24 protein-coding genes are annotated in these 24052 nt (G+C 62.5%); all 24 read left to right on the top strand.

Annotated elements, in window-relative coordinates:
• The first annotated feature begins 1 nt into the window (after window position 1).
• The 24 genes from AC3CCE_RS22240 (at window position 2) to AC3CCE_RS22125 (ending at window position 23684) form a co-directional block, all read left to right on the top strand.
• On the top strand, window positions 2–604 hold the full coding sequence (locus tag AC3CCE_RS22240; protein ID WP_023685194.1) for an NADH-quinone oxidoreductase subunit C: 603 nt from the start codon (window positions 2–4) through the stop codon (window positions 602–604).
• A gap of 33 nt (window positions 605–637) precedes the next feature.
• Window positions 638–1015 (top strand): four helix bundle protein, encoded by a 378-nt coding sequence (locus AC3CCE_RS22235; protein ID WP_031196361.1) that lies wholly within the window; start codon window positions 638–640, stop codon window positions 1013–1015.
• 66 nt (window positions 1016–1081) lie between these two features.
• The gene (locus AC3CCE_RS22230; protein ID WP_023685196.1) at window positions 1082–2272 is read left to right on the top strand and encodes an NADH-quinone oxidoreductase subunit D; all 1191 of its coding nucleotides are present in this window, start codon (window positions 1082–1084) and stop codon (window positions 2270–2272) included.
• Window positions 2272–2784 (top strand): DUF7674 family protein, encoded by a 513-nt coding sequence (locus tag AC3CCE_RS22225; RefSeq protein ID WP_023700376.1) that lies wholly within the window; start codon window positions 2272–2274, stop codon window positions 2782–2784. The genes AC3CCE_RS22230 and AC3CCE_RS22225 overlap by 1 nt, the downstream gene beginning before the upstream one ends.
• Window positions 2785–4116, top strand: a complete 1332-nt coding sequence (locus AC3CCE_RS22220) for an NADH-quinone oxidoreductase subunit E (RefSeq protein ID WP_352626236.1) — start codon at window positions 2785–2787, stop codon at window positions 4114–4116. It abuts the gene before it with no gap.
• On the top strand, window positions 4116–4319 hold the full coding sequence (locus AC3CCE_RS22215; protein ID WP_023670820.1) for a hypothetical protein: 204 nt from the start codon (window positions 4116–4118) through the stop codon (window positions 4317–4319). Before AC3CCE_RS22220 ends, AC3CCE_RS22215 begins: the two co-directional genes overlap by 1 nt.
• Before the next feature lie 3 nt (window positions 4320–4322).
• The gene (gene nuoF, locus AC3CCE_RS22210; protein ID WP_023670819.1) at window positions 4323–5627 is read left to right on the top strand and encodes an NADH-quinone oxidoreductase subunit NuoF; all 1305 of its coding nucleotides are present in this window, start codon (window positions 4323–4325) and stop codon (window positions 5625–5627) included.
• A 74-nt stretch (window positions 5628–5701) separates the two neighbouring features.
• Complete coding sequence (locus AC3CCE_RS22205) at window positions 5702–6394, top strand: NADH-quinone oxidoreductase subunit E (RefSeq protein WP_023685199.1); 693 nt, start codon at window positions 5702–5704, stop codon at window positions 6392–6394.
• Window positions 6395–6405: 11 nt separating this feature from the next.
• Window positions 6406–6687 carry a pentapeptide repeat-containing protein gene (locus AC3CCE_RS22200; protein ID WP_023685200.1) on the top strand — a complete coding sequence of 94 codons (282 nt, stop codon included), beginning with the start codon at window positions 6406–6408 and terminating at the stop codon, window positions 6685–6687.
• Window positions 6687–8768 carry an NADH-quinone oxidoreductase subunit NuoG gene (gene nuoG / locus AC3CCE_RS22195; protein ID WP_023698336.1) on the top strand — a complete coding sequence of 694 codons (2082 nt, stop codon included), beginning with the start codon at window positions 6687–6689 and terminating at the stop codon, window positions 8766–8768. Before AC3CCE_RS22200 ends, nuoG begins: the two co-directional genes overlap by 1 nt.
• Window positions 8769–8770: 2 nt before the next feature.
• Complete coding sequence (gene nuoH / locus AC3CCE_RS22190) at window positions 8771–9814, top strand: NADH-quinone oxidoreductase subunit NuoH (RefSeq protein WP_023685202.1); 1044 nt, start codon at window positions 8771–8773, stop codon at window positions 9812–9814.
• The gene (nuoI, locus tag AC3CCE_RS22185; protein WP_023685203.1) at window positions 9814–10305 is read left to right on the top strand and encodes an NADH-quinone oxidoreductase subunit NuoI; all 492 of its coding nucleotides are present in this window, start codon (window positions 9814–9816) and stop codon (window positions 10303–10305) included. Before nuoH ends, nuoI begins: the two co-directional genes overlap by 1 nt.
• Before the next feature lie 123 nt (window positions 10306–10428).
• On the top strand, window positions 10429–11049 hold the full coding sequence (locus AC3CCE_RS22180) for an NADH-quinone oxidoreductase subunit J (protein ID WP_023690957.1): 621 nt from the start codon (window positions 10429–10431) through the stop codon (window positions 11047–11049).
• Between the two features lies 1 nt (window position 11050).
• Complete coding sequence (gene nuoK / locus AC3CCE_RS22175; protein ID WP_023670810.1) at window positions 11051–11359, top strand: NADH-quinone oxidoreductase subunit NuoK; 309 nt, start codon at window positions 11051–11053, stop codon at window positions 11357–11359.
• 10 nt (window positions 11360–11369) lie between these two features.
• Window positions 11370–13343, top strand: a complete 1974-nt coding sequence (nuoL, locus tag AC3CCE_RS22170) for an NADH-quinone oxidoreductase subunit L (RefSeq protein ID WP_352626237.1) — start codon at window positions 11370–11372, stop codon at window positions 13341–13343.
• On the top strand, window positions 13343–14848 hold the full coding sequence (locus AC3CCE_RS22165; protein ID WP_023690959.1) for an NADH-quinone oxidoreductase subunit M: 1506 nt from the start codon (window positions 13343–13345) through the stop codon (window positions 14846–14848). Before nuoL ends, AC3CCE_RS22165 begins: the two co-directional genes overlap by 1 nt.
• Before the next feature lie 18 nt (window positions 14849–14866).
• Window positions 14867–16303 (top strand): NADH-quinone oxidoreductase subunit NuoN, encoded by a 1437-nt coding sequence (gene nuoN, locus AC3CCE_RS22160; protein WP_352498752.1) that lies wholly within the window; start codon window positions 14867–14869, stop codon window positions 16301–16303.
• Window positions 16304–16307: 4 nt separating this feature from the next.
• On the top strand, window positions 16308–17129 hold the full coding sequence (locus tag AC3CCE_RS22155) for a biotin--[acetyl-CoA-carboxylase] ligase (RefSeq protein ID WP_023709242.1): 822 nt from the start codon (window positions 16308–16310) through the stop codon (window positions 17127–17129).
• Between the two features lie 33 nt (window positions 17130–17162).
• Window positions 17163–18836, top strand: coding sequence for a ribonuclease J (locus tag AC3CCE_RS22150; protein ID WP_352626238.1), 1674 nt, complete (start codon window positions 17163–17165; stop codon window positions 18834–18836).
• Between the two features lie 97 nt (window positions 18837–18933).
• The gene (gene mce / locus AC3CCE_RS22145) at window positions 18934–19338 is read left to right on the top strand and encodes a methylmalonyl-CoA epimerase (protein WP_352626239.1); all 405 of its coding nucleotides are present in this window, start codon (window positions 18934–18936) and stop codon (window positions 19336–19338) included.
• Window positions 19335–19619: a DUF1467 family protein gene (locus AC3CCE_RS22140; protein ID WP_352626240.1), complete on the top strand. Its 285-nt coding sequence runs from the start codon at window positions 19335–19337 to the stop codon at window positions 19617–19619. The genes mce and AC3CCE_RS22140 overlap by 4 nt, the downstream gene beginning before the upstream one ends.
• 728 nt (window positions 19620–20347) lie before the next feature.
• Window positions 20348–21676 carry a proline--tRNA ligase gene (proS, locus tag AC3CCE_RS22135; RefSeq protein WP_023735912.1) on the top strand — a complete coding sequence of 443 codons (1329 nt, stop codon included), beginning with the start codon at window positions 20348–20350 and terminating at the stop codon, window positions 21674–21676.
• Window positions 21673–23004: a lipoprotein-releasing ABC transporter permease subunit gene (locus AC3CCE_RS22130; RefSeq protein ID WP_488377197.1), complete on the top strand. Its 1332-nt coding sequence runs from the start codon at window positions 21673–21675 to the stop codon at window positions 23002–23004. The genes proS and AC3CCE_RS22130 overlap by 4 nt, the downstream gene beginning before the upstream one ends.
• On the top strand, window positions 23001–23684 hold the full coding sequence (locus tag AC3CCE_RS22125) for an ABC transporter ATP-binding protein (RefSeq protein WP_023690966.1): 684 nt from the start codon (window positions 23001–23003) through the stop codon (window positions 23682–23684). The genes AC3CCE_RS22130 and AC3CCE_RS22125 overlap by 4 nt, the downstream gene beginning before the upstream one ends.
• Window positions 23685–24052 lie beyond the last annotated feature (368 nt).

Raw genomic sequence — 24052 nt, 5'->3', positions numbered from 1 at the left:
CATGGCCGCATCCCTGAGCGAACTGTCGACCTATCTCGGCGAAAAGCTGCCGGGCCGCGTCACCGATGCGGTGCTTGCCTATGGCGAACTGACGATCTCGGTTGCTACAGACAATCTGATCGAGGTGACAAGCTTCCTGCGTGACAATTCGGGCTGCCAGTTCATTTCGATCATCGATATCTGCGGCGCCGACTACCCGTCGCGCGTCAAGCGTTTCGATGTCGTCTATCATTTGCTTTCGCCGAAGCAGAATTTGCGCATCCGCATCAAGGTGCAGGCCGACGAAGAGACGCTGGTGCCGTCGCTCACCGCTGTCTATCCCGGCGCCGACTGGTATGAGCGCGAGGCCTACGATCTCTATGGCGTGCTGTTCTCCGGCCATCCGGACCTGCGCCGCATCCTCACGGACTACGGTTTCGAGGGCCATCCCCTGCGCAAGGACTTCCCGCTGACCGGTTTCGTCGAGGTGCGCTACGACGACGAAGCCAAGCGCGTGATCTACGAGCCGGTGGAATTGAAGCAGGAATTCAGGAACTTCGATTTTCTCTCGCCATGGGAAGGGACGGACTACGTCCTGCCGGGCGATGAGAAGGCGAAACAGTGAGTAGGAAGTAGTGAGTAGTCAGTAGCAAAAGATTTGGAGCAACGGATCGAATCTTATCGCGACTTGAAGGTGTGGCAATCGGCGATGACGCTTGCTGAGGATTGCTACCGTTTCACCAAAGAGTTTCCGAGGGATGAGATTTACGGCATGACCTCTCAGATGCGCCGATCGGCGGTTTCGGTCGCAGCGAACGTCGCGGAGGGATACGGTCGGGAGAACAGAGGGTCGTTCGTTCAATTTTTGCGCATGGCGCAAGGCTCGTTGAAGGAACTGGAGACACACATACTGCTGGCATGTCGGGTTGGCCTGCTGCGAAAAGACAATGAGATTGAGCTGCCGCTGCGATGCGAAGAGATTGGAAAAATGATGAGATCTCTTATCCGAACGGTGCAGGCCAAGCAGGCGGAATGAAGCAGGCATTGAGATTGATGATCACTACTCACTACTCACTACTGACTCTTCGCCAGAGGCGCCAGAATGGCTGAAACCTCCGTCCGCAACTTTAACATCAACTTCGGACCGCAGCACCCTGCGGCGCACGGTGTTTTGCGTCTTGTGCTGGAGCTTGACGGCGAGGTGGTCGACCGCGTCGATCCGCATATCGGCTTGCTGCATCGCGGCACCGAAAAGCTGATCGAGCACAAAACCTATCTGCAGGCAGTGCCCTATCTCGACCGGCTCGACTATTGCGCACCGATGAACCAGGAGCATGCCTTCGCGCTCGCCACCGAGCGGTTGCTCGGCATCGAAGTGCCGAAGCGCGGCCAGTTGATCCGCGTGCTCTATTCCGAGCTCAGCCGCATCATGTCGCACATCCTCAATGTGACGACGCAGGCGCTGGATATCGGCGCGCTGACGCCGCCGCTGTGGGGTTTCGTCGAACGCGAAAAGCTGATGGTGTTTTATGAGCGCGCTTCCGGTTCGCGCATGCATGCGGCCTATTTCCGTCCCGGCGGCGTGCACCAGGATCTGCCGGCGAAGCTGGTCGAGGACATCGGCAAGTGGATCGACCCGTTCCTGAAGTCGCTTGACGACCTCGACAGGCTGCTTACCGGCAACCGCATCTTCAAGCAACGCAATGTCGATATCGGTATCGTGTCGCTTGCCGACGCCTGGGCCTGGGGCTTTTCCGGCGTCATGGTGCGCGGCTCGGGTGCGGCCTGGGATTTGCGCAAGTCGCAGCCTTATGAATGCTATTCCGAGATGGATTTCGACATCCCGATCGGCAAGAACGGCGACTGCTACGACCGTTATCTCGTGCGCATGGAAGAGATGCGCCAGTCGGCGAAAATCATGCGCCAGTGCGTCGACCTTCTGCTCGGCAAGGAGAGCACCGGGCCGGTGTCGAACCTCGACGGCAAGGTGGTGCCGCCGAAGCGCCAGGCGATGAAGCGCTCGATGGAAGCGCTGATCCATCATTTCAAGCTCTACACCGAGGGCTATCGCGTGCCGGCCGGCGAGGTCTATGCTGCCGTCGAGGCGCCGAAGGGCGAGTTCGGTGTCTATCTCGTCTCCGACGGCACCAACAAGCCCTATCGCTGCAAGCTGCGCGCGCCCGGCTTCGCGCATCTGCAAGCCATGGATTTCCTCTGCCGCGGCCACATGCTGGCCGACGTCACTGCCGTCCTGGGTTCCCTCGATATCGTCTTCGGGGAGGTTGATCGGTGATGGCGGCAGCCAATCCTACAGTGCGCTCTCAGGTCGGTGTTCGAGGGAATGCCGACGCTGCCCTACCGCGGTGGCGCGAATTGGCAAAAGCCATGCTGCCGGTCGAGTTCGCAGAGGCTTCTTACAACTCGACTCAGCACTGTTCGATCTATGACTTCTTTTTTACCCTGCTACCCAAGACGCGCCTTGCCCACCGCGACAATGACGTCGACAAGCTGGGTAGAATGCACGGGTTCGCCCAATGGGCTGCCGTTCACCCGAACAAACAGATTTGGAATGCGGCTGGTGTCGCTTTTTACGAGCACTTGTTCGACGATGACATCGACGCTGATGCGGTCATGGCATGGATCTCGCCTCAAGTAAGGCAAACTGTTCTGGGGCTGTGGCAATACATGTTGCCCGCAGAGCGATTTGCGAGTGTTGCTCGATCTGCCGAACGCATTCCGTTTTCTCATCAGAAAGAATGTGAAACCGCAATAGCTCTCGTAGCAGAGCAGGGGCCCGATCGCTAAATGTCAGTCCGCCGTCTCGCAGAAGCAAGCGTCCAGCCAGCCTCCTTCGCCTTCAACCGGGCGAATGCGGCGGTTGCGAAGCAATGGATCAAGAAATATCCGAAGGGCCGCGAGCAGTCGGCGATCATTCCCTTGCTGATGATTGCGCAGGAGCAGGAAGGCTGGGTCACCAAGGCGGCGATCGAGACGATTTCGGACATGCTCGGCATGCCGCGCATTCGCGGCCTCGAAGTCGCGACCTTCTACACGCAGTACCAGCTCAATCCGGTCGGCACGCGCGCACATATCCAGGTCTGCGGCACCACGCCCTGCATGCTGCGCGGCTCGGAAGCGCTGATGGATGTGTGCCGCTCGAAAATCCATCACGACCAATTCCACACCAACGACAAGGGCACACTGTCGTGGGAGGAAGTCGAATGCCTCGGCGCCTGCGTCAACGCGCCGATGGTGATGGTCTTCAAGGATACGTTCGAGGATCTCACCCCCGAGCGGCTGGCCGAAATCATCGATCTTTACGATGCGGGCAAGGGCGCCTCGGTTCCCACGGGACCGCAAAACGGCAGAACCGGCTCGGAGCCGGCGCCTGGCCTGACGACGCTGAAGAGCGAAAAGGCGATCCTCAAAGCAACGCGCGACAAGGAAGCCAGGGCGGCGAGCAAGGCTGCCCACGCGGCGCCCGACGCAATCATTGCGGCGCCTGTTCCGGCTCCTGCCGCTCCTGCAGCGGCCGCCCCGGTCGCGCCATCCAACGCCGGCAAACCGAAAACCGATGCGCCGGAAACCAGCTCGGCGTTGAAGTCGCCCTCCAGGGCCAAGGTTGCACCGGCGGCGGAAAAAGCGGCGAGCGTCCCGGCGCCCCTGCATTCGGCCGCCAACGCCAACACCGCGGCGCCTGAAGTCGAGAAGGTCGCCAAGCAGCGTAATGGCCCGAAGACCACCTCCACGCCGGCAGCTGCCTTCATCGCTCCGGAATTCAAGGCGCCAGCGGCCAACGCCCCGGTGGCCCCGACCGTCAAGGCGCCGACAGCCAGACCCGCAAAGCCGTCGCTCGAGGACAAGAGCCGTCCGGCCGGAATCGACAGGCCGGCTGCGGTCGACGATCTCAAGCTGATCTCGGGCATTGGCCCGAAGATCGAGGGCATCCTTCATTCGCTTGGCATCTTCACCTTCACACAGGTCGCATCCTGGAATAAGGCCGAGCGCGACTGGGTGGATGGATATCTCGCTTTCCAGGGCCGCATCGAGCGCGACGACTGGGGCAAGCAGGCCAAGGCGCTCGCCAAGGGCGGCGTCGCCGAATACATCCGCGTCTTCGGCAAGGAGCCACGTTGATGGCTGAAGCGCAAAGCACCGGATCTTTGCTGTCGCTGCGCAGCATTGTCATCGGCGTTGTCTGCATCGCTGCTGCCAACATCCTTCTGGAGGGGCTTCGGCGCCTCGTCGAATTGCCGTTTTCGGATACCCTGGAATCGATGGCCGCGACCGGCATAGGCGTGCTGGTGTGGGTCTCGATCGTCTTGCGGGGAAAGAGGTAAGTCATGCTGGCTGACAAAGACCGCATCTTCAACAACATCTACGGGCTCTTCGACAAGTCACTGGCCGGCGCGATGGCGCGCGGCGCCTGGGACAACACGCCCGGCATCATCGCCAAGGGGCGAGAGTGGATCGTCAATGAGATGAAGGCGTCCGGCCTGCGCGGCCGTGGCGGCGCCGGCTTCCCGACCGGGCTGAAATGGTCGTTCATGCCCAAGCAGAGCGATGGAAGGCCGAGTTATCTCGTTGTCAACGCCGACGAGTCCGAGCCCGGCACGTGCAAGGACCGCGATATCCTGCGCAACGATCCGCACACCCTGGTCGAGGGCTCGTTCATCGCCGGCTTCGCCATGGGCGCGGTCGCCGCCTACATCTATGTGCGCGGCGAGTTCATCCGTGAGCGCGAGGCGCTGCAGCGCGCCATCGACGAGGCCTACGAGGCCAGGCTGATCGGCAAGAACAACACGTCCGGATACGATTTCGACATCTACATGCATCACGGCGCCGGCGCCTATATATGTGGCGAGGAAACAGCACTTCTCGAAAGCCTCGAAGGCAAGAAGGGCCAGCCCCGGCTGAAGCCGCCATTCCCAGCCAATGTCGGCTTGTACGGTTGTCCGACTACCGTGAACAATGTCGAGTCAATCGCGGTCGCGCCGACCATTTTGCGCCGTGGCGCCGCCTGGTTCTCGTCCTTCGGCCGCCCCAACAATGTCGGCACCAAGCTGTTTTGCATCTCGGGCCATGTCAACAATCCGTGCACCGTCGAAGAGGCGATGTCGATCCCGTTCCGCGAGCTGATCGAGACGCATTGCGGTGGCATTCGCGGCGGCTGGGACAATCTCCTCGCGGTCATTCCGGGCGGCGCTTCGGTGCCGCTGGTGCCGGCCGAGCAGATCATCGATGCGCCGATGGATTTCGATGCTTTGCGCGACCTGAAATCCGGCCTCGGCACGGCGGCTGTCATCGTCATGGACAAATCGACCGATATCGTGAAGGCGATCGCCAGGCTTTCCTATTTCTACAAGCATGAGAGCTGCGGCCAGTGCACGCCATGCCGCGAAGGCACCGGCTGGATGTGGCGGGTGATGGAGCGGCTGGTGCGCGGCGAGGCGCAGAAGCGCGAGATCGACATGCTGCTCGACGTCACCAAACAGGTGGAGGGTCATACGATCTGCGCGCTGGGCGATGCCGCGGCATGGCCGATCCAGGGCCTGATGCGGCATTTCCGCGGCGAGGTGGAGCGGCGCATCGACGAGTTTTCGCGCAACGCGCACCGGGCCGAACCGGTGATGGTGGCGGCTGAGTAGATTTGAAATACGGGCGCAAGCCCGGGACTGACACAGCGGGGCGGGGCAAGCGAAGAAACGACCAGGAGATGTCTATGGCGCAGTATTCGAACCCTTTGATGCCCAATTTGGACCAGCTTGAAAAGATGAACCAGGATTTGACCAGGATGATGCCGAAGGAGATGGCCAGCGCCGTCAACCTTCTCGCGCATCCTGTCGCTGGTGCCGCCGCGATGTCGGCGCTGGGCTTCGGCCTTGCCAACCATGCATTTGGCGTGTGGCTCGGCGCCTTGTCGGGTGCTGCCGAGGCATCGCAGCGGATTTTCCAGCCGATCATCGACGATTTCGAGCAGCGCACCCAAGAGTTCTCCGAGACCGCGCCGGCCACCAAGGCGCGCGCGGCGACCAGAACCCTGATCGCCGAGGCGCAGAGTTTTGCCCAGGATGTGACCGATATTGCCGCTCGCACCGTCGATGCCGAGCCGGAGAAGACCGATGCCGTCGCCGAAGGCGCGACGATCGGATTGATGCCGGAGGATTTCAGACAGCCCAAGGCCATGGCGCGTCCGGCCAAGCCGTCGGATCTCAAGGCGATCACCGGCGTTGGGCCGAAGCTGGAAAAGGTGCTGAACGGCCTCGGCATCTGGACCTTTGCCCAGATCGCGGCGTGGACGCCGGAAGAGATCGCCTGGGTCGAGGACTACCTGTCGCTCACCGGCCGCATCGGCCGCGACGAGTGGACCCGCCAGGCCGCGGCGCTGACGCTGGCTGCCAAGGCGAAGAAGTAGGGGTGGCAGGCATGGAGATCCACGACAGGAGCGATGTTCTCGATGTGCGCAATGCCATCGTCAGCAACTCCAGATTTGACGATGTGAACTTGTCGAACACGCAGTTTCACAACGTCGACCTGTCGGCGGCCGTGGTGGACGACGCGAACCTCTCGAACGCGTTTTTCAGCAATGTGAATATGAGCAATCTGAAGATAGAAAACGCTGAAGTCGCCGGCATGATGATCAATGGCATCAGGCTGAGCGATCTGTTTCAGGCATATGAGACGGCGCAGACCGCCGGGGGCAATTGATGGCAAAGCTCAAGGTCGACGGGAAAGAGATCACTGTACCCGACCACTACACGCTGCTGCAGGCGGCCGAGGACGCCGGCGCGGAAGTGCCGCGCTTCTGCTTCCATGAGCGGCTGTCGATCGCCGGCAATTGCCGCATGTGCCTGATCGAGGTGAAGGGCGGGCCGCCCAAACCGCAGGCCTCCTGCGCCATGAATGTGCGCGACCTGCGTCCGGGTCCGAATGGTGAGGCGCCTGAAATCTTCACCAACACGCCGATGGTCAAGAAGGCCCGCGAAGGGGTGATGGAATTCCTCTTGATCAACCATCCGCTGGATTGCCCGATCTGCGACCAGGGCGGCGAATGCGACCTGCAGGACCAGGCGATGGCCTTCGGCGTCGATTCCTCGCGCTATCACGAGAACAAGCGCGCGGTCGAAGACAAGTATATCGGCCCATTGGTCAAGACGGTTATGAACCGCTGCATCCACTGCACGCGCTGCGTCCGCTTCACCACGGAAGTTGCAGGCATTTCCGAGCTTGGCCTGATCGGCCGCGGCGAGGATGCCGAGATTACCACCTATCTCGAAAGCGCCATGACCTCGGAGCTGCAGGGCAATGTCATCGACCTTTGCCCGGTCGGCGCGCTGACGTCGAAGCCTTTCGCCTTCCAGGCACGGCCGTGGGAGCTGACCAAGACCGAATCCATCGACGTCATGGACGCCGTCGGCTCGGCAATCCGCGTCGACAGCCGCGGCCGGGAGGTGATGCGCATCCTGCCGCGCGTCAATGAAGCGGTGAACGAGGAGTGGATTTCCGACAAGACCCGCTTCATCTGGGACGGATTGCGAACGCAGCGCCTCGACCGCCCCTATGTCCGCAAGGACGGAAAGCTGGCGCCGGCCAGCTGGGCCGAAGCGTTCGTTGCGATCAGGGATGCGGTGTCGAATGCCGCGCCCGAGAAAATCGGCGCGATTTCGGGCGATCTTGCCGCCGTCGAGGAAATCTACGCACTGAAGCAGCTTATGGCTGCGTTGGGCTCAAGGAACACCGATTGCCGCCAGGACGGCGCCGCACTCGATCCGGCGCTCGGCCGCGCCAGCTACATCTTCAACCCGACCATCGAGGGCATCGAGCAGGCCGACGCGGTGCTGATCATCGGCGCCAATCCGCGCTTCGAGGCCTCGGTGCTCAATGCCCGCATCCGCAAGCGCTGGCGGATCGGCAATCTGCCGGTCGGCGTCATCGGCGAGGTCGGCGACACGCGTTACGACTACGAACAGCTCGGCGCCGGTCCGGAGTCCTTGAAAGATCTGGCCGACGGCAATGGCAAGTTCTTCCAGGTGCTGAAGAAGGCGACGCATCCTCTGATCATCGTCGGCCAGGGCGCGCTGTCGCGTGCCGACGGCGCGGCGGTGCTCGGCCAGGCGGCGAAACTCGCCACGGCCGTCAACGCTGCGCGCGCCGACTGGAACGGCTTTGCCGTGCTGCACACTGCGGCCGCGCGCGTCGGCGGTCTCGATGTCGGCTTCGTGCCTGGCAAGGGCGGCAAGAACGTTGCCGGCATGCTGGGGGAGAGCGAGGTTCTGTTCCTGCTCGGCGCCGACGAGGTCGACATGTCCAAGACCGGCGGCGCCTTCGTCGTCTATGTCGGCACGCATGGCGACGCCGGTGCGCACCGCGCCAATGTCATCCTGCCGGGAGCCGCCTACACCGAAAAGTCCGGCACCTATGTCAACACCGAGGGACGCGTGCAGCAGACCAACCGCGCGGGCTTCGCGCCGGGCGACGCGCGCGAAGACTGGGCGATCCTGAGGGCATTGTCCGATGTGCTGGGCAAGAAACTACCCTTCGATTCGCTGCAGCAGTTGCGCGCCAAACTTTATGGCGAATACCCGCATCTCGCCCGCATCGATCATGTCGAAGCCGGCAATGCCGATGACGTCGCTAGGGTGGCGAAGCTCGGCGGGCGGCTGAACAAGGGCACTTTCACCTCGCCGGTCACGGATTTCTATCTGACCAACCCGATCGCGCGGGCCTCCGCCGTCATGGCGGAATGCTCGGCGCTGGCGAAAAACGGCTTCAGGCAGGCGGCAGAGTAGACATGGACACCTTCTTCTCCTTCTACGTGCTGCCGACGCTGATCATCCTTTTAAAGTCGGTCGTGCTGATCGTCGTTTTGCTGATCGGGGTTGCCTACCTGCTTTACGCCGACCGCAAGATCTGGGCGGCGGTGCAATTGCGCCGCGGCCCGAACGTCGTCGGCCCGTGGGGCACGCTGCAGGCTTTCGCCGATCTGCTGAAATTCGTCTTCAAGGAACCGGTCATTCCGTCCGGCGCCAACAAGGGCGTGTTCCTGCTGGCGCCGCTGGTGTCGGCCGTGCTGGCAATCTCGGCCTGGGCGGTCATTCCCGTCAATGCGGGCTGGGGGATCGCCAACGTCAATGTCGGCATCCTCTACGTCTTCGCCATCTCCTCGCTCGAGGTCTATGGCGTGATCATGGGCGGCTGGGCGTCCAACTCGAAATACCCGTTCCTCGGCGCGCTGCGCTCGGCGGCGCAGATGGTGTCCTACGAAGTCTCGATCGGCTTCGTCATCGTCACCGTGCTGCTCTGCGTCGGCTCGCTCAACCTGTCGGACATCGTGCTGTCGCAGCAGGATGGGCTGGGCACCAAGCTTGGCCTGCCCAACAGCTTCCTCGACTGGCACTGGCTGGCGCTGTTCCCGATGTTCGTCATTTTCTTCATCTCGGCGCTGGCCGAGACCAACCGCCCGCCCTTCGACCTGGTGGAAGCCGAGTCGGAACTCGTCGCCGGCCATATGGTCGAATACTCCTCGACGCCGTTCCTGTTGTTCTTCCTCGGCGAATACGTCGCCGTGGTGATGATGTGCGCGCTGGCCACCATCCTGTTCCTCGGCGGCTGGCTGCCGCCCTTCGACTTCGCCCCCTTCACCTGGGTGCCCGGCGTGATCTGGTTCGTGCTCAAGATCTGCCTGATGTTCTTCATGTTCTCGATGGTGAAGGCCTTCGTGCCGCGCTACCGCTACGACCAGCTGATGCGGCTGGGCTGGAAAGTGTTCCTGCCGATCTCCCTGTTCATGGTCGTTGCCACCGCGGCCTTCCTCAAAATCACGGGGTTTGCGTGATGTCCGCTTTTGGCCAGGCCGCAAAATCGCTGCTGCTGCAGGATTTCGTCAGCGCCTTCTTCCTGTCGATGCGCCAGTTCTTCGCGCCGAAGGAAACGATCAACTATCCGCACGAGAAAGGGCCGACCAGCCCGCGCTTCCGTGGCGAGCACGCGCTGCGCCGCTATCCCAATGGCGAGGAACGCTGCATCGCCTGCAAATTGTGCGAAGCGATCTGTCCGGCGCAGGCGATCACCATCGAGGCCGGCCCGCGCCGCAATGACGGCACGCGCCGCACCGTGCGCTACGACATCGACATGGTGAAGTGCATCTATTGCGGCTTCTGCCAGGAAGCCTGCCCGGTCGACGCCATCGTCGAGGGGCCGAATTTCGAGTTCGCGACGGAGACGCGCGAAGAGCTTTACTACGACAAGGACAGGCTGCTGGCGAATGGCGACCGCTGGGAGCGCGAACTGGCGCGCAACATCTCGCTGGACTCGCCTTACCGCTGACATTTGACGCATGGACGGGGCGAGGGCCCTCGTCTAAGGACAACGCAACTTGCCGGCCTGAGGCGGTCGCAGAAATCAAACAGGACGGATGTCCTGTTTGGACAGGAACCCGGGGGATCCCCAATGCTGAGTGGACTAGAGGCGGCCTTTTTCTACCTCTTCGCCTTTGTCGCGGTGGCGTCGGCCTTCATGGTCATTTCGTCGCGCAACCCCGTGCATTCCGTGCTGTTCCTGATCCTGACCTTCTTTAACGCCGCCGGCCTGTTCATGCTGACCGGCGCCGAGTTCCTGGCGATGATCCTGCTCGTCGTCTATGTCGGCGCGGTCATGGTGCTGTTCCTGTTCGTCGTCATGATGCTCGATGTCGACTTCGCCGAGATGAAGGAAGGCGCCCTGCAATATGCGCCGATCGGCGCGCTGGTCGGGCTGATCCTGGCGGCCGAGCTGATCGTGGTGCTCGGCGGCTACACCTTCGCGCCGCAACTGGCCTCGACGGTCTCCAAACCCATCCCGGATCTTGCCGCGCGGACAAACACCGCAGCACTCGGCGACATCCTCTATACGGACTACCTCTACTACTTCCAGATTTCGGGCCTCATCCTGCTGGTCGCCATGATTGGCGCCATCGTGCTGACGCTGCGCCACAAGGAAGGGGTCAAGCGGCAGTCGATCGCCGCCCAGGTCGGCCGCACGCCGGCGACAGGCATGGAAATCCGCAAGGTCAAGTCGGGCGAGGGGCTCTGAGATGGTCGTCGGCATCGCACATTACCTGACCGTATCGGCGATCCTGTTCACGCTGGGCGTGTTCGGCATCTTCCTGAACCGCAGGAACATCATCGTCATCCTGATGTCGATCGAGCTGATCCTTTTGGCGGTCAACATCAATTTCGTTGCCTTCTCGGCGGCATTGGGCGATCTCGTCGGCCAGGTGTTTGCCCTGTTCGTGCTGACGGTCGCCGCCGCCGAAGCGGCCATCGGTCTTGCCATTCTCGTCGTCTTCTTCCGCAACCGCGGCTCGATCGCGGTCGAAGACGTGAACCAGATGAAGGGTTGACGGGGCTAACATGTATCAAGCGATCGTCTTCCTTCCGCTGCTCGGCTTCCTGATCGTCGGTCTGTTCGGCAATTCGCTGGGCGCCAAGGCATCGGAATACATCACCTCGGGCTTCCTGGTGATCTCGGCCGTGCTGTCCTGGGTCGCCTTCTTCTCCGTCGGCTTCGGCGAGGGCGAGGTGTTCACCGTGCCGGTGCTGCGCTGGATCCAGTCGGGCGGGCTCGACGCGTCCTGGGCGCTCAGGATCGACACGCTGACGGTGGTCATGCTGGTGGTGGTCAACACGGTGTCGGCGCTGGTCCACATCTATTCGATCGGCTACATGCACCACGATCCGAACCGACCGCGCTTCTTCGCCTATCTGTCGCTGTTCACCTTCGCCATGCTGATGCTGGTGACGGCCGACAATCTGGTGCAGATGTTCTTCGGCTGGGAAGGCGTGGGTCTCGCGTCCTATTTGCTGATCGGCTTCTGGTACAAGAAGCCGTCGGCCAATGCCGCGGCCATCAAGGCCTTCGTCGTCAACCGCGTCGGCGATTTCGGTTTTGCGCTCGGCATTTTCGGCGTCTTCGTTTTGTTCGGCTCGGTCAATCTCGGCACCATCTTCGCCAATGCCGCGACGTTCATTCCGGCCGAAGGCGCGCCGCAAGGGGCGGCAGTACTGACCTTCCTCGGCTATGCGCTGGACAAGCAGGCGGCCATGACCATCGTCTGCCTGCTGCTGTTCATGGGCGCCATGGGCAAGTCGGCGCAGGTGCCGCTGCACACTTGGCTGCCGGACGCCATGGAAGGACCGACCCCGGTTTCCGCGCTGATCCATGCCGCCACCATGGTCACGGCCGGCGTGTTCATGCTGGCGCGGCTGTCGCCGCTGTTCGAACTGTCGCATTCGGCACTCACGGTGGTGACCTTCATCGGCGCCTTCACCGCCTTCTTCGCGGCGACCGTCGGCCTGGTTCAGAACGACATCAAGCGCGTCATCGCCTATTCGACCTGCTCGCAGCTCGGCTACATGTTCGTCGCGCTCGGCGTCGGCGCCTATGGCGCGGCGATTTTCCATCTGTTCACGCACGCCTTCTTCAAGGCGCTGCTGTTCCTGGGCTCCGGCTCGGTCATCCATGCCGTGTCCGACGAGCAGGACATGCGCAAGATGGGTGGCCTGCGGAAGCTCATTCCGAAGACCTACTGGATGATGGTGATCGGCACGCTGGCGCTGACCGGTGTCGGCATTCCGGTGACCGTCATCGGCACAGCCGGCTTCTTCTCCAAGGATGCCATCATCGAGGCTGCCTTTGCCGGCCACAATTCGGTCGCCGGCCTCGCTTTCGTCCTGCTGGTCATCGCTGCCTGCTTCACCTCCTTCTACTCCTGGCGGCTGATCTTCATGACCTTCCACGGCGAGCCACGGGCGAGCCACGACGTCATGCACCATGTCCATGAATCGCCGCCGGTGATGCTGGTGCCGCTGTTCATCCTGGCTGCGGGCGCGCTGTTTGCCGGCGTTATCTTTCATGGCGCCTTCATCGGCGAAGCCTATGCCGAATTCTGGAAGGCGTCGCTGTTCACGCTGCCGGACAACCACATCCTGCACGACATCCATCAATTGCCGCTGTGGGTCGAGCTGGCACCGTTCGTCGCCATGGTCATCGGCTTTGCAGTCGCCTGGAAGTTCTACATCCGCTCGCCGGAACTGCCCCGGAGCGTCGCCGCCAACCATCGGCTGCTGTATGCCTTCCTGCTCAACAAATGGTACTTTGACGAGCTCTACGACGTCCTGTTCGTGCGGCCGGCAAAGGCGCTGGGCAGGTTCTTGTGGAAGACCGGCGACGGCACCATCATCGACGGGCTCGGTCCTGACGGCATTTCGGCGCGCGTCGTCGACGTCACCGACCGCGTCGTCAAGCTGCAGACCGGCTATCTCTATCACTATGCCTTCGCCATGCTGATCGGCGTGGCCGCACTCGTCACCTGGATGATGCTCTGATGACCGCCTGGCCAATCCTCTCGCTGGTCACCTTCCTGCCGCTCGTAGGTGTGCTGATGATCCTGTTCATCAGGGATGACAGCCCGAATGCGCGTCGCAACATCCGCGCCATCGCGTTCACGACGACTGCGGCCACCTTCATCATCTCGCTGTTCATCTGGACCGGCTTCGACAATTCGCAGGCCGGCTTCCAGTTCGTCGAGAAGTTTGCCTGGCTGGATTCCGGCATCTCCTACCATATGGGCGTCGACGGCATTTCGATGCTGTTCGTCATCCTGACGACGTTCCTGATGCCGCTCTGCATCCTGGCGTCGTGGGAAGCGATCGACAAGCGCGTCAAGGCCTACATGATTGCCTTCCTGCTCTTGGAAACGCTGATGATCGGCGTGTTCTGCGCGCTCGACATCGTGCTGTTCTACGTCTTCTTCGAGGCCGGCCTGATCCCGATGTTCATCATCATCGGCGTCTGGGGCGGCAAGCGCCGCGTCTATGCCTCGTTCAAGTTCTTCCTCTACACGTTGGCCGGCTCGGTGCTGATGCTGCTCGCCATCATGGCGATGTTCTTCCAGGCGGGCACCACCGACATCCCGACGCTGCTGACCCACAACTTCCCGGCCCACATGCAGACATGGCTATTTCTGGCCTTCTTCGCCTCCTTCGCGGTGAAGATGCCGATGTGGCCGGTGCACACCTGGCTGCCCGACGCCCACGTCGAAGCGCCGACGGCGGGCTCGGTGATCCTGGCCGGCATCCTGTTGAAAATGGGCGGGTACGGCTTCCTGCGCTTTTCCCTGCCGATGTTCCCGCTGGCCTCGGAAATGTTCGCGCCGCTGGTGTTTACGCTGTCGGTCGTCGCCATCATCTACACCTCGCTGGTGGCGCTGATGCAGGAGGACATGAAGAAGCTGATCGCCTATTCCTCCGTCGCCCATATGGGCTTCGTCACCATGGGCATCTTCGCCATGAACCAGGAAGGCGTGCAGGGCGCGATCTTCCAGATGCTGAGCCACGGCCTCGTCTCGGGCGCGCTGTTCCTGTGCGTCGGCGTCATTTACGACCGCATGCACACGCGCGAGATCGACGCCTATGGCGGCTTGGTCAACAACATGCCGAAATACGCCACGGTGTTCCTGATCTTCACCATGGCCAATGTCGGCTTGCCGGGCACGTCAGGTTTCGTCGGCGAGTTCCTGACCATGCTCGGCGTGTTCCGGGTCAACACCTGGGTGGCTTTCTTCGCCGCCACCGGCGTCATCCTGTCGGCGGCCTACGCGCTCTGGCTCTACCGCCGGGTGATCTTCGGCGCGCTGACCAAGGAAAGCCTGAAGGGCCTGCTCGATCTGTCGACGCGCGAGAAGGCGATCATCTACCCGCTGGTCGTGCTAGTCATCTTCTTCGGCGTCTATCCCGCTCCCGTCTTCGATGCCACGGCCCAGTCGGTCAAGGCGCTCGTCACCAATGTCACCGCATCCATCGGCGCCGCGCAGACCGCGGCGGCGAACTGACCAGAGGTTTTGCGAACCATGACGCCGGACCTTTATTCCAGCCTTTCGCTCTCGACGCCGGAGCTGATCCTCGCCATCGGCGCGCTGGCGCTGTTGATGGTGGGCGCCTATTCGCGCGCCAACACTGCCATTCTGGTGACTGTCCTTGCCGTCGCCGTGCTGGTGATCGCAGGCCTATGGCTGATCTTTCCCACGGGACAGGGCGCAGCCTACGGCAACGCCTTCATCCAGGATCCGTTCTCCCGCTTCATGAAGGTGCTGTCGCTGATCGGTTCGGCGGTGACGCTGGTGATGTCGATGCGCTTCGCCAGGCAGGAGCATTTCGACAAGTTCGAATACCCGGTGCTGATCCTGCTCTGCACGCTCGGCATGATGCTGATGATCTCGGCCAACGGCATGATCGGGCTCTATCTCGGCCTCGAGCTGCAGTCGCTGGCGATTTACGTGCTGGCCGCGATCAATCGCGACAATCTGCGTTCGACCGAGGCCGGTTTGAAGTATTTTGTGCTCGGCGCGCTATCGTCGGGCATGCTGCTTTACGGAATCAGCCTCATTTACGGCTACACCGGCAATGTAGGCTTCCAGGAAATTTCCTCCGCGCTGGGCAGCGGCGAGCGCCAGCTCGGCCTCGTCGTCGGCCTGGTCTTCGTTTTGGCCGGCCTTGCCTTCAAGATTTCCGCGGTGCCGTTCCATATGTGGACGCCCGATGTCTACGAGGGCGCGCCGACGCCGGTCACCGCTTTCCTGGCGGCTGCCCCCAAAATGGCGGCGATGGCGCTGATCGTGCGCGTCACCATGGGCGCCTTCAAGCCGATCGCTTCCGACTGGCAGCAGATCATCGTCTTCATCTCGATCGCCTCGATGGCGCTCGGCTCCTTTGCCGCCATCGGCCAGACCAACATCAAGCGGCTGATGGCGTACTCCTCGATCGGCCATATGGGGTATGCGCTGGTCGGCCTTGCCGCCAACAGCCAGGCCGGCGTGCGCGGCGTCGCCATCTACATGCTGATCTATCTCGTCATGACGCTCGGCACCTTCGCCTTCATCCTCGCCATGCGGCGCAAGGAAGGCAATGTCGAGCAGATCAGCGATCTCGCCGGTCTGTCGTCGACCAATCCGATCATGGCGACGATCCTGACCATCCTGATGTTCTCGCTGGCCGGCATCCCGCCGCTCGCCGGCTTCTGGGGGAAATGGTACGTCTTCCTCGCCGCCATCAACGCCAACCTCTATGCGCTGGCGATCATCGGCGTGCTGGCCTCGGTCGTGGGCGCGTTCTACTATCTGCGTATCATCAAGATCATGTGGTTCGACGAACCGGCCGGCGGCTTCGTGCCGATGGCGGTTGAGCTGCGCCTCGTGCTTGGTGTCTCCGGCGCTTTCGTGCTGTTCTATGTGCTGATCGGCGGTCCGATCGCGACCTACGCCGAAGCCGCCGCCAAGACATTTTTCTGACCGGATGGCATTTCGGCTGGCTCCAACCTCTGAGACGGAAGGGTTCCGGCTCGAGGCGCATGACAGTGTGGGTTCCACCAACACGCTGGCGCTGGACCATGCAAGGGCAGGCGATCCCGGCAAATTGTGGGTCGTTTCCAAGAAGCAGGAAAGCGGCCGTGGCCGCCGCGGCAGGGCCTGGGTATCGCCCGAGGGCAATCTGGCGGCGACATTGCTGGTCATCACCGGCGGTGAGTTGCGTCTGGCGGCGACGCTGGGCTTCGTCGCCGGCCTGTCGCTGGCCGATGCGCTCGACGCCGTGGTGCCGAAGGGCAGGATCGCTATCGGCCTCGACGGCGCCAGCCAGGGGCAGAACCGCTTCGAGCTGAAATGGCCGAACGATGTGCTGGCCTCCGGCGCCAAGCTGGCCGGCATCCTGCTGGAATCGGCCATTCTCGATGGCGGCCGTTTCGCGGTGGCGGTGGGCATCGGCGTCAATGTGGTGGCGCATCCGCCGGATTTGCCGTATCCGGCGACATCGCTTCAGGCGCTGGGCGCGACATGCGACGCCGAAACGCTGTTCTTGGCGCTGTCCGATGCCTGGACCGACAATGCCCGGCTGTGGGATGACGGACGCGGGCTCGACGCCATCCGGCGTCGCTGGCTATCGCGCGCGGCGGGGCTTGGCGGCGAGGTTGCTGTCAGGATTGACGGGAATGTGGTGCGCGGTACCTTCGAGACCATTGACGCGGACTGCCGTTTCGTGATCCGCGATGATGAGGGGTCGGTCGTGACGGTAGCCGCCGGCGACGTGCATTTCGGCGCCGTCGCGTCGGCAAAGATTTAGGGGCTGGCCGCAAGGGCCGGGAAGGGAAAATTGATGGCGAAAGCGCAAAACGCCGAACTCGTCTTCGTGCCGCTCGGCGGCGTCGGCGAGATCGGCATGAACTTCGCCCTTTACGGCTATGGGCCGCCTAGCGCGCGCGAGTGGATCGTCGTCGATGTCGGCGTGACTTTTCCCGATGCGGCGCATCCTGGCGTCGACCTGATCCTGCCCGATACGCGCTTCATCGAGGAGAACCTCGCCGGCCTGCGCGGCATCATCATCACCCATGCGCATGAAGACCATTACGGGGCGCTGCTCGACATCTGGCCGAAGCTGAAGGCGCCGGTGTGGATGACACCGTTCAGCGCCGGCCTGCTGGACGCCAAGCGCCAGGGCGAGCAGGGCGCGCCGAAGAAAATTCCGGTGACGATCTACCGGGCAGGCGAAACATTCACTGTCGGCCCGTTCTCGATCGAGGCCATTCCGGTGGCGCACTCGATCCCCGAGCCGATGTCGCTGGCGATCACCTCGCCGGCCGGCACCGTCATCCATACCGGCGACTGGAAGATCGATCCGGAACCGACGATCGGTCCGAAAACCGACGAGGCGCGGTTTCGCGCCTATGGCGACAAGGGTGTGCTGGCGCTGGTCTGCGATTCGACCAATGCGCTGCGCGAAGGCGAATCGCCGTCGGAAGTGGCGGTGGGCGAAGGCCTCAGGGGCGTCATCCAGAGCGCTGTCGGCCGTGTCGCCGTCACCACCTTCTCCTCCAATGTCGGACGCATCGTCTCCATCGCCAAGGCGGCGCGCGATGCCGGCCGCCAGTGCCTGGTACTCGGCCGCTCGCTGAAGCGGGTCATCGATGTCGCCGGCGAGCTCGGCTACATGGACGGGCTGCCGGAGTTCATCGCCGAGGAGGATTTCGGCTTCATCCCGCGCGAGAACCTGGTCATCATCTGCACCGGCAGCCAGGGCGAGGCGCTGGCGGCGCTGGCAAAGCTGTCGCGCGACGAGATGAAGTCGGTGTCGCTGACCGCCGGCGACACGGTGGTGTTTTCCTCACGCACCATTCCCGGCAACGAGAAGGCGATCCTCGAGATCAAGAACCGCCTCATCGACCTCGGCATCAAGATCATCGAGGATGGCGACGCGCTTGTGCATGTCTCCGGCCATCCCCGCCGCAGCGAATTGCGCAGGATGTATGAGTGGGTGCGGCCGCAGATCGGCGTTCCCGTGCATGGCGAAGCCGCGCATCTGGTGGCGCAGGGGTCGCTGATGTCGACCTCCGGCATCGGCCAGGTGGCGCAGGTGCGCGACGGCGACATGCTGCGGCTGGCGCCGGGTCCGGCCACGATCATCGACCAGGTGCCGTTCGGCCGCATCTACAAGGACGGCAGGCTGATCGGCACCGACCAGGCGATGGGCATACGCGACCGGCGCAAGCTATCCTTCGCCGGCCATGTCGCGGTCAATGTCGTGCTCGACGACAAATATGAGCTCGCCGGCGATCCAGACCTGGTCGCCATCGGCGTCGCCGAGGCCGATGCCCGCGGCGACAACATGGAAGATCTGATGCTCGACGCGGCCGTCGGCGCGGTGGACTCGATCCCTCGCCAGCGCCGCAAGGACCTCGACCTGGTGCAGGAAGCGGTGCGCCGCGCCGTGCGCGGCGCCGCCAACGAAGCCTGGGGCAAGAAGCCGCTGGTGACGGTGTTTGTGACGAGGTGAGGGAATAGGCAGTAGGCAGTAGGCAGTGGAGAACAATGCAGATGTATCACTACTGCCTACTGCCCATTCCCTACTCCCTTAACTTGTGGAGCACTTCATGCTGGGACGCCTGAACCATGTAGCGCTTGCCGTGCCGGACCTGGCCGCGGCGATCGCGGCCTATCGCGATACACTTGGCGCGCGGGTGACTGCGCCGCAGGCTTTGCCCGAGCATGGCGTGACGGTGGTGTTCGTCGATGTCGGCAACACCAAGATCGAACTCCTGGAGCCGCTGGGCGAACGGTCGCCGATCGCGGCCTTTCTGGAGAAGAACCCCTCGGGCGGCATGCATCATGTCTGCTACGAGGTCGACGACATCCTTGTCGCGCGCGATCACCTCAAAGCGAGCGGCGCCCGCGTGCTGGGCGACGGCAATCCCAAAACCGGCGCCCACGGCAAGCCGGTGCTGTTCCTGCATCCCAAGGATTTCTTCGGCACGCTGGTCGAACTGGAGCAGGCATGAGCTGGATTTCGTTTGCCGCGCTGTTCTTCATCACCTGGTGGCTGATGCTGTTCATCGTGCTGCCGTTCAGCGTCAAGACGCAGGATGACGACCATGACGTGACGCTGGGCACGGTTGCGAGCGCGCCGCGCGGACCGCATATGCTGCGCGCCGTGATCCGCACCACCATCGTCACGGCTGTCGTCATGGGGGTTTTCTACAGCCTGACGCACGGGCTGGGTTACAGCCTCGACGAAGTCCCCCACTTCATCCCCGAAGCCAGCCAGACACCGGATAACTAACACTTTCCCGCCGACAGATCGGGTGGGGTGTTCGTGCCTGTTTTCGAAGCGCCAAACTCAGGTTTTGTCTCACCAGCTTGCGATGCGCAATCGGCGGCCAGGCATGGCCCACCCGCATTAGAATCACGGCTGGGTGTCAGGCTGCGCAAGCTCACCTGATTTGGGAACAGGTTGATCTAACCAGATGATCGGCAAAAAAAATGCAAGGCACAAGGCCTTGCAATTTAAACGCGTTCCGATCTGTTTTCCGGTTTCCGGCGGCAGCGGGTAACCGCGCCTAGATCGCATCCTCCCAAGACTTTGACCGCGTAGGAGAGCAGATTTTTCTCCACCCTCTCGGTTATCGGGGCACACTAGCCTAACCCTGATGAAATTGTCACGCAGAATTTTGCCCGCAATCGGGCAATCTGTGCTGCAGTGCACAATAGTGCGGCAGGCTTTGCTTGCGAAACGAACAACACCGGGGCTGCCGCCTTAATCTGGTCAGGTGTGCCGCGTCGCCCGGACGCGCAAAGCGTGTGTGAGCACTTCGGAGTCAGGGTCATCATTTTACATCAAAAGCATTATCGTTTTCGGTGCGAAGGTCTTTGGAAGAAGAATCGATTTTTGCGATTTCGGACCGATGCGGCCGGTCGGGTTTCCATTCCGTCACGAAATAGCTATGAAGCCGGGGCAAGCAAGCCAGCCGCGCCGATTCCGGCGCAGCCTCCTCTCTCACGGACCTGTCCATGCGTTTGTCGCAGTTTTTCCTGCCCATCCTGAAAGAAAATCCGCGCGAGGCCGAGATCGTCTCGCACCGGCTGATGCTGCGTGCCGGCATGATCCGCCAGCAGGGGCAGGGCAGCTTTTCCTGGCTGCCGCTGGGCAAGTTGGTGCTGGACAAGGTCTGCCGCATCATCCGCGAGGAGCAGAACCGCGCCGGCGCGCTGGAAATCCTGATGCCGACCATCCAGTCGGCCGATCTGTGGCGCGAAAGCGGCCGCTATGACGACTATGGCAAGGAGATGCTGCGCATCAAGGACCGGCAGGACCGCGACATGCTTTACGGTCCGACCAATGAGGAAGTGGTCACCGAGATCGTGCGCGCCTACGTCAAGTCCTACAAGGACTTGCCGCTAAACCTCTACCACATCCAGTGGAAGTTCCGCGACGAGGTGCGGCCGCGCTTCGGCGTCATGCGTTCACGCGAATTCCTGATGAAGGATGCCTATTCCTTCGACCTCGATTTCGAGGGCGCGAAGGCCGCCTATAACCGCATGTTCGTATCCTATCTCCGGACGTTCACGCGCATGGGGCTGCAGGCCATTCCGATGCGGGCCGACACCGGGCCGATCGGCGGCGATCTCAGCCATGAATTCATCATCCTGGCCGACACCGGCGAGAGCCAGGTCTATTGCGACCGCGAATATCTGTCGCTCCAGGTGCCCGGCGAGAAAACCGACTTCGGCAATGACGGCGAGATCGCCGACATCGTCAAGACGTGGACGACGCCTTACGCCGCCACCGACGAGATGCATGACGAGGCGGCCTGGGACAAGCTTGGCGAAGCCGACCGGGTCTCGGCACGCGGCATCGAGGTCGGCCACATCTTCCATTTCGGCGACAAATATTCCAAGCCCATGGGCGCCAAGGTGACCGGGCCCGACGGCAAGGATCATTTCGTTTCCGGCGGCTCCTACGGTATCGGTCCGTCGCGGCTGGTGGCGGCGATCATCGAGGCCAGCCATGACGACAACGGCATCATCTGGCCGGAAGCGGTGACGCCGTTCGACATCGGCCTGATCAACATGAAGGCCGGCGACGCCGAGTGCGACCGCGTCTGCGGCGAGCTCTACGCCGCCTTCACCGGCGCCGGCAAGGATGTGCTTTACGACGACACCGACCAGCGGCCGGGCGGCAAGTTCGCCACCGCAGACCTGATCGGCCTGCCCTGGCAGGTGATCGTCGGGCCGCGCGGCGTGGCCGCCGGCGAGATCGAGATCAAGAACCGCCGGACCGGCGAGCGCGAGACGCTGCCGGTCGCGGAGGCCAGGAAACGCTTCGGTGCAACCGCATGAGCGAAGCCGCGGCAGCGAAGTCTTCGGTAGCCCAGTCTCCGGTTGACAAGTCTCCGGTCACCAAGTCTCCGGTCGCCGGCCCGTTCTCCATGTTCGAACGCATGGTCGCCTGGCGTTATTTGCGGTCGCGCCGCAAGGAGACGGTGATCTCGGTCATCGCCTCGATCTCCTTCCTCGGCATAATGCTGGGCGTCGCCACGCTGATCGTCGTCATGGCTGTCATGAACGGGTTTCGAGCCGAACTTCTGACCCGCATCCTCGGCGTCAACGGCCATCTGATCGTGCAGCCGCTGGATTCGCCGCTTGAGGATTATGCGCAGGTCGCAGCCCGCATCAACGGCGTGGCCGGCGTCAAATACGCGATCCCGCTGATCGACGGCCAGGTGCTGGCGCAGGGCAATGTCGGCGGCGGCATGGGCGCGCTGGTGCGCGGTATCAGGGCCGAAGACCTCGGCAAGATCGCCATCGTCGCCCAAAACGTCAAGCAAGGCACGCTTGACGGCTTCGACTCCGGCGATGGCGTTGCCATCGGCAAGCGCATGGCGGAGAATCTCGGCCTTGTGCTCGGCGACACCATCACGCTGATCTCGCCGGACGGCGATGTGACGCCGATGGGCACGACGCCGCGGCTGAAGGGCTACAAGGTGGCGGCGATCTTCGAGGTCGGCATGTCGGAGTATGACAGCTCCATCGTCTACATGCCGTTTTCCGAAGCGCAGCTCTATTTCAACATGGACGGCAGAGCGCAGACGATCGAGATCTATGTCGACAATCCCGATAATGTCGACGCGCTGAAACCGCTGGTCGATGCGGCGGCGCAACGGCCGATCGACATGGTCGACTGGCGCCAGCGCAACGAGACGTTCTTTTCAGCACTGCAGGTCGAGCGCAACGTCATGTTCATGATCCTGACGCTGATCGTGCTGGTGGCGGCGCTCAACATCATCTCCGGCCTGATCATGCTGGTGAAGGACAAGGGCCACGATATCGCCATCCTGCGCACAATGGGCGCCTCGCGCGGCGCCATCCTGCGCATCTTCCTGATGACGGGTGCTGCGATCGGCGTCACCGGCACGCTCGCCGGCGTGCTGCTCGGGGTTCTCATCTGCACGAACATCGAATCCATCCGCCAGTTCTTCTCCTGGATGACCGGCAAGGTGCTGTTCAATCCGGAGCTCTATTTCCTCAGCCAGCTGCCGGCAAAGATGGACCCGCGCGAGACCACCTATGTCATCCTGATGGCGCTCGGCCTGTCCTTCCTGGCGACCGTGTTTCCGGCATGGCGCGCCGCACGGCTCGATCCGGTCGAGGCCTTGAGATACGAATGAAGTCCGAGATCATTATCGAGCTGAAGAGCGTCGAGCGGCACTATGTCCAGGGGCCGCGCAAGCTCACCATTTTGAACGGCGCCGACTTTTCGCTGAAGCGCGGCGAGATGGTGGCGCTGGTGGCGCCGTCGGGCACCGGCAAGTCGACGCTGCTCCATACGGCGGGCCTGCTCGAGCGCCCCGACGCCGGTGACGTCATTCTGGCCGGCCGCGCCTGCGGACGGCTCTCCGACGACGAACGCACGGCAATCCGCCGCAACGATGTCGGCTTCGTCTATCAGTTCCATCATCTGCTGCCGGAGTTTTCGGCGCTCGAAAACATCATGATGCCGCAGCTGATCAAAGGGCTTTCGCGCAAGGAGTCGTCGGAGCGCGCAGCACAGCTGCTCGACTATATGCAGATCGGCAAGCGCGCTTCGCACCGGCCGTCGGAGCTGTCCGGCGGCGAACAGCAGCGCGTCGCCATCGCCCGTGCCGTCGCCAATGCGCCCTTGCTGCTTTTGGCCGACGAGCCGACCGGCAATCTCGACCCGGTCACCGCGTCCTATGTCTTCGAGGCGCTTGGCGCGCTGGTCAAGCAGTCCGGCCTTGCCGCGCTGATCGCCACCCACAATCACGAGCTCGCCTCGCGCATGGACCGCCGGGTGACGCTGGCGGACGGTAAGGTCGTTCCGCTGTAGGCCCCAACTTCGTCATCCTAGGGTCTGCGCCGCGTCGCTGGGCTCCTTGCTCCGCCCTAGGATGACGAAGTGATGGCGTTTCGGCCGATCGCAAAGGCATGCGATGCGCCCTGCGTCAGCACTGCCGTCACCCCGTCAACCTTTCCTTAACCCTGCCCAAACCGGCTGCCAGGATTCGTCGGTATGCCGCTTTCCGCTCATTGACTTTCGAACAAAGTTAGAACAAAATACGAACATAGCAACAACAGGAGAGAGTTATGAGCGATCTTGTTCAGGACGTCGTTTCGTTGGTGTGCATGAGTGCATTTCTCGTTTCCATGGCCGTCTGGATCGGCGCCATGTGATGCAACTGCTGTTCGCCACAGTGT

It is taken from the genome of Mesorhizobium sp. P160187, from assembly GCF_057766425.1.
This window is presented reverse-complemented; position numbering and strand designations above follow the sequence as displayed.

Coding starts and splice junctions, on each gene's coding strand:
- proS (WP_023735912.1), top strand. CDS start 20,348: ATGCGTTTGTCGCAGTTTTTCCTGCCCATCCTGAAAGAAAATCCGCGC.
- AC3CCE_RS22130 (WP_488377197.1), top strand. CDS start 21,673: ATGAGCGAAGCCGCGGCAGCGAAGTCTTCGGTAGCCCAGTCTCCGGTT.
- AC3CCE_RS22230 (WP_023685196.1), top strand. CDS start 1,082: ATGGCTGAAACCTCCGTCCGCAACTTTAACATCAACTTCGGACCGCAG.
- AC3CCE_RS22140 (WP_352626240.1), top strand. CDS start 19,335: ATGAGCTGGATTTCGTTTGCCGCGCTGTTCTTCATCACCTGGTGGCTG.
- nuoK (WP_023670810.1), top strand. CDS start 11,051: ATGGTCGTCGGCATCGCACATTACCTGACCGTATCGGCGATCCTGTTC.
- AC3CCE_RS22240 (WP_023685194.1), top strand. CDS start 2: ATGGCCGCATCCCTGAGCGAACTGTCGACCTATCTCGGCGAAAAGCTG.
- nuoI (WP_023685203.1), top strand. CDS start 9,814: ATGTCCGCTTTTGGCCAGGCCGCAAAATCGCTGCTGCTGCAGGATTTC.
- nuoL (WP_352626237.1), top strand. CDS start 11,370: ATGTATCAAGCGATCGTCTTCCTTCCGCTGCTCGGCTTCCTGATCGTC.
- nuoG (WP_023698336.1), top strand. CDS start 6,687: ATGGCAAAGCTCAAGGTCGACGGGAAAGAGATCACTGTACCCGACCAC.
- AC3CCE_RS22225 (WP_023700376.1), top strand. CDS start 2,272: ATGGCGGCAGCCAATCCTACAGTGCGCTCTCAGGTCGGTGTTCGAGGG.
- nuoN (WP_352498752.1), top strand. CDS start 14,867: ATGACGCCGGACCTTTATTCCAGCCTTTCGCTCTCGACGCCGGAGCTG.
- AC3CCE_RS22220 (WP_352626236.1), top strand. CDS start 2,785: ATGTCAGTCCGCCGTCTCGCAGAAGCAAGCGTCCAGCCAGCCTCCTTC.
- AC3CCE_RS22180 (WP_023690957.1), top strand. CDS start 10,429: ATGCTGAGTGGACTAGAGGCGGCCTTTTTCTACCTCTTCGCCTTTGTC.
- AC3CCE_RS22200 (WP_023685200.1), top strand. CDS start 6,406: ATGGAGATCCACGACAGGAGCGATGTTCTCGATGTGCGCAATGCCATC.
- mce (WP_352626239.1), top strand. CDS start 18,934: ATGCTGGGACGCCTGAACCATGTAGCGCTTGCCGTGCCGGACCTGGCC.
- nuoF (WP_023670819.1), top strand. CDS start 4,323: ATGCTGGCTGACAAAGACCGCATCTTCAACAACATCTACGGGCTCTTC.
- AC3CCE_RS22165 (WP_023690959.1), top strand. CDS start 13,343: ATGACCGCCTGGCCAATCCTCTCGCTGGTCACCTTCCTGCCGCTCGTA.
- AC3CCE_RS22215 (WP_023670820.1), top strand. CDS start 4,116: ATGGCTGAAGCGCAAAGCACCGGATCTTTGCTGTCGCTGCGCAGCATT.
- AC3CCE_RS22205 (WP_023685199.1), top strand. CDS start 5,702: ATGGCGCAGTATTCGAACCCTTTGATGCCCAATTTGGACCAGCTTGAA.
- AC3CCE_RS22125 (WP_023690966.1), top strand. CDS start 23,001: ATGAAGTCCGAGATCATTATCGAGCTGAAGAGCGTCGAGCGGCACTAT.
- AC3CCE_RS22155 (WP_023709242.1), top strand. CDS start 16,308: ATGGCATTTCGGCTGGCTCCAACCTCTGAGACGGAAGGGTTCCGGCTC.
- AC3CCE_RS22150 (WP_352626238.1), top strand. CDS start 17,163: ATGGCGAAAGCGCAAAACGCCGAACTCGTCTTCGTGCCGCTCGGCGGC.
- nuoH (WP_023685202.1), top strand. CDS start 8,771: ATGGACACCTTCTTCTCCTTCTACGTGCTGCCGACGCTGATCATCCTT.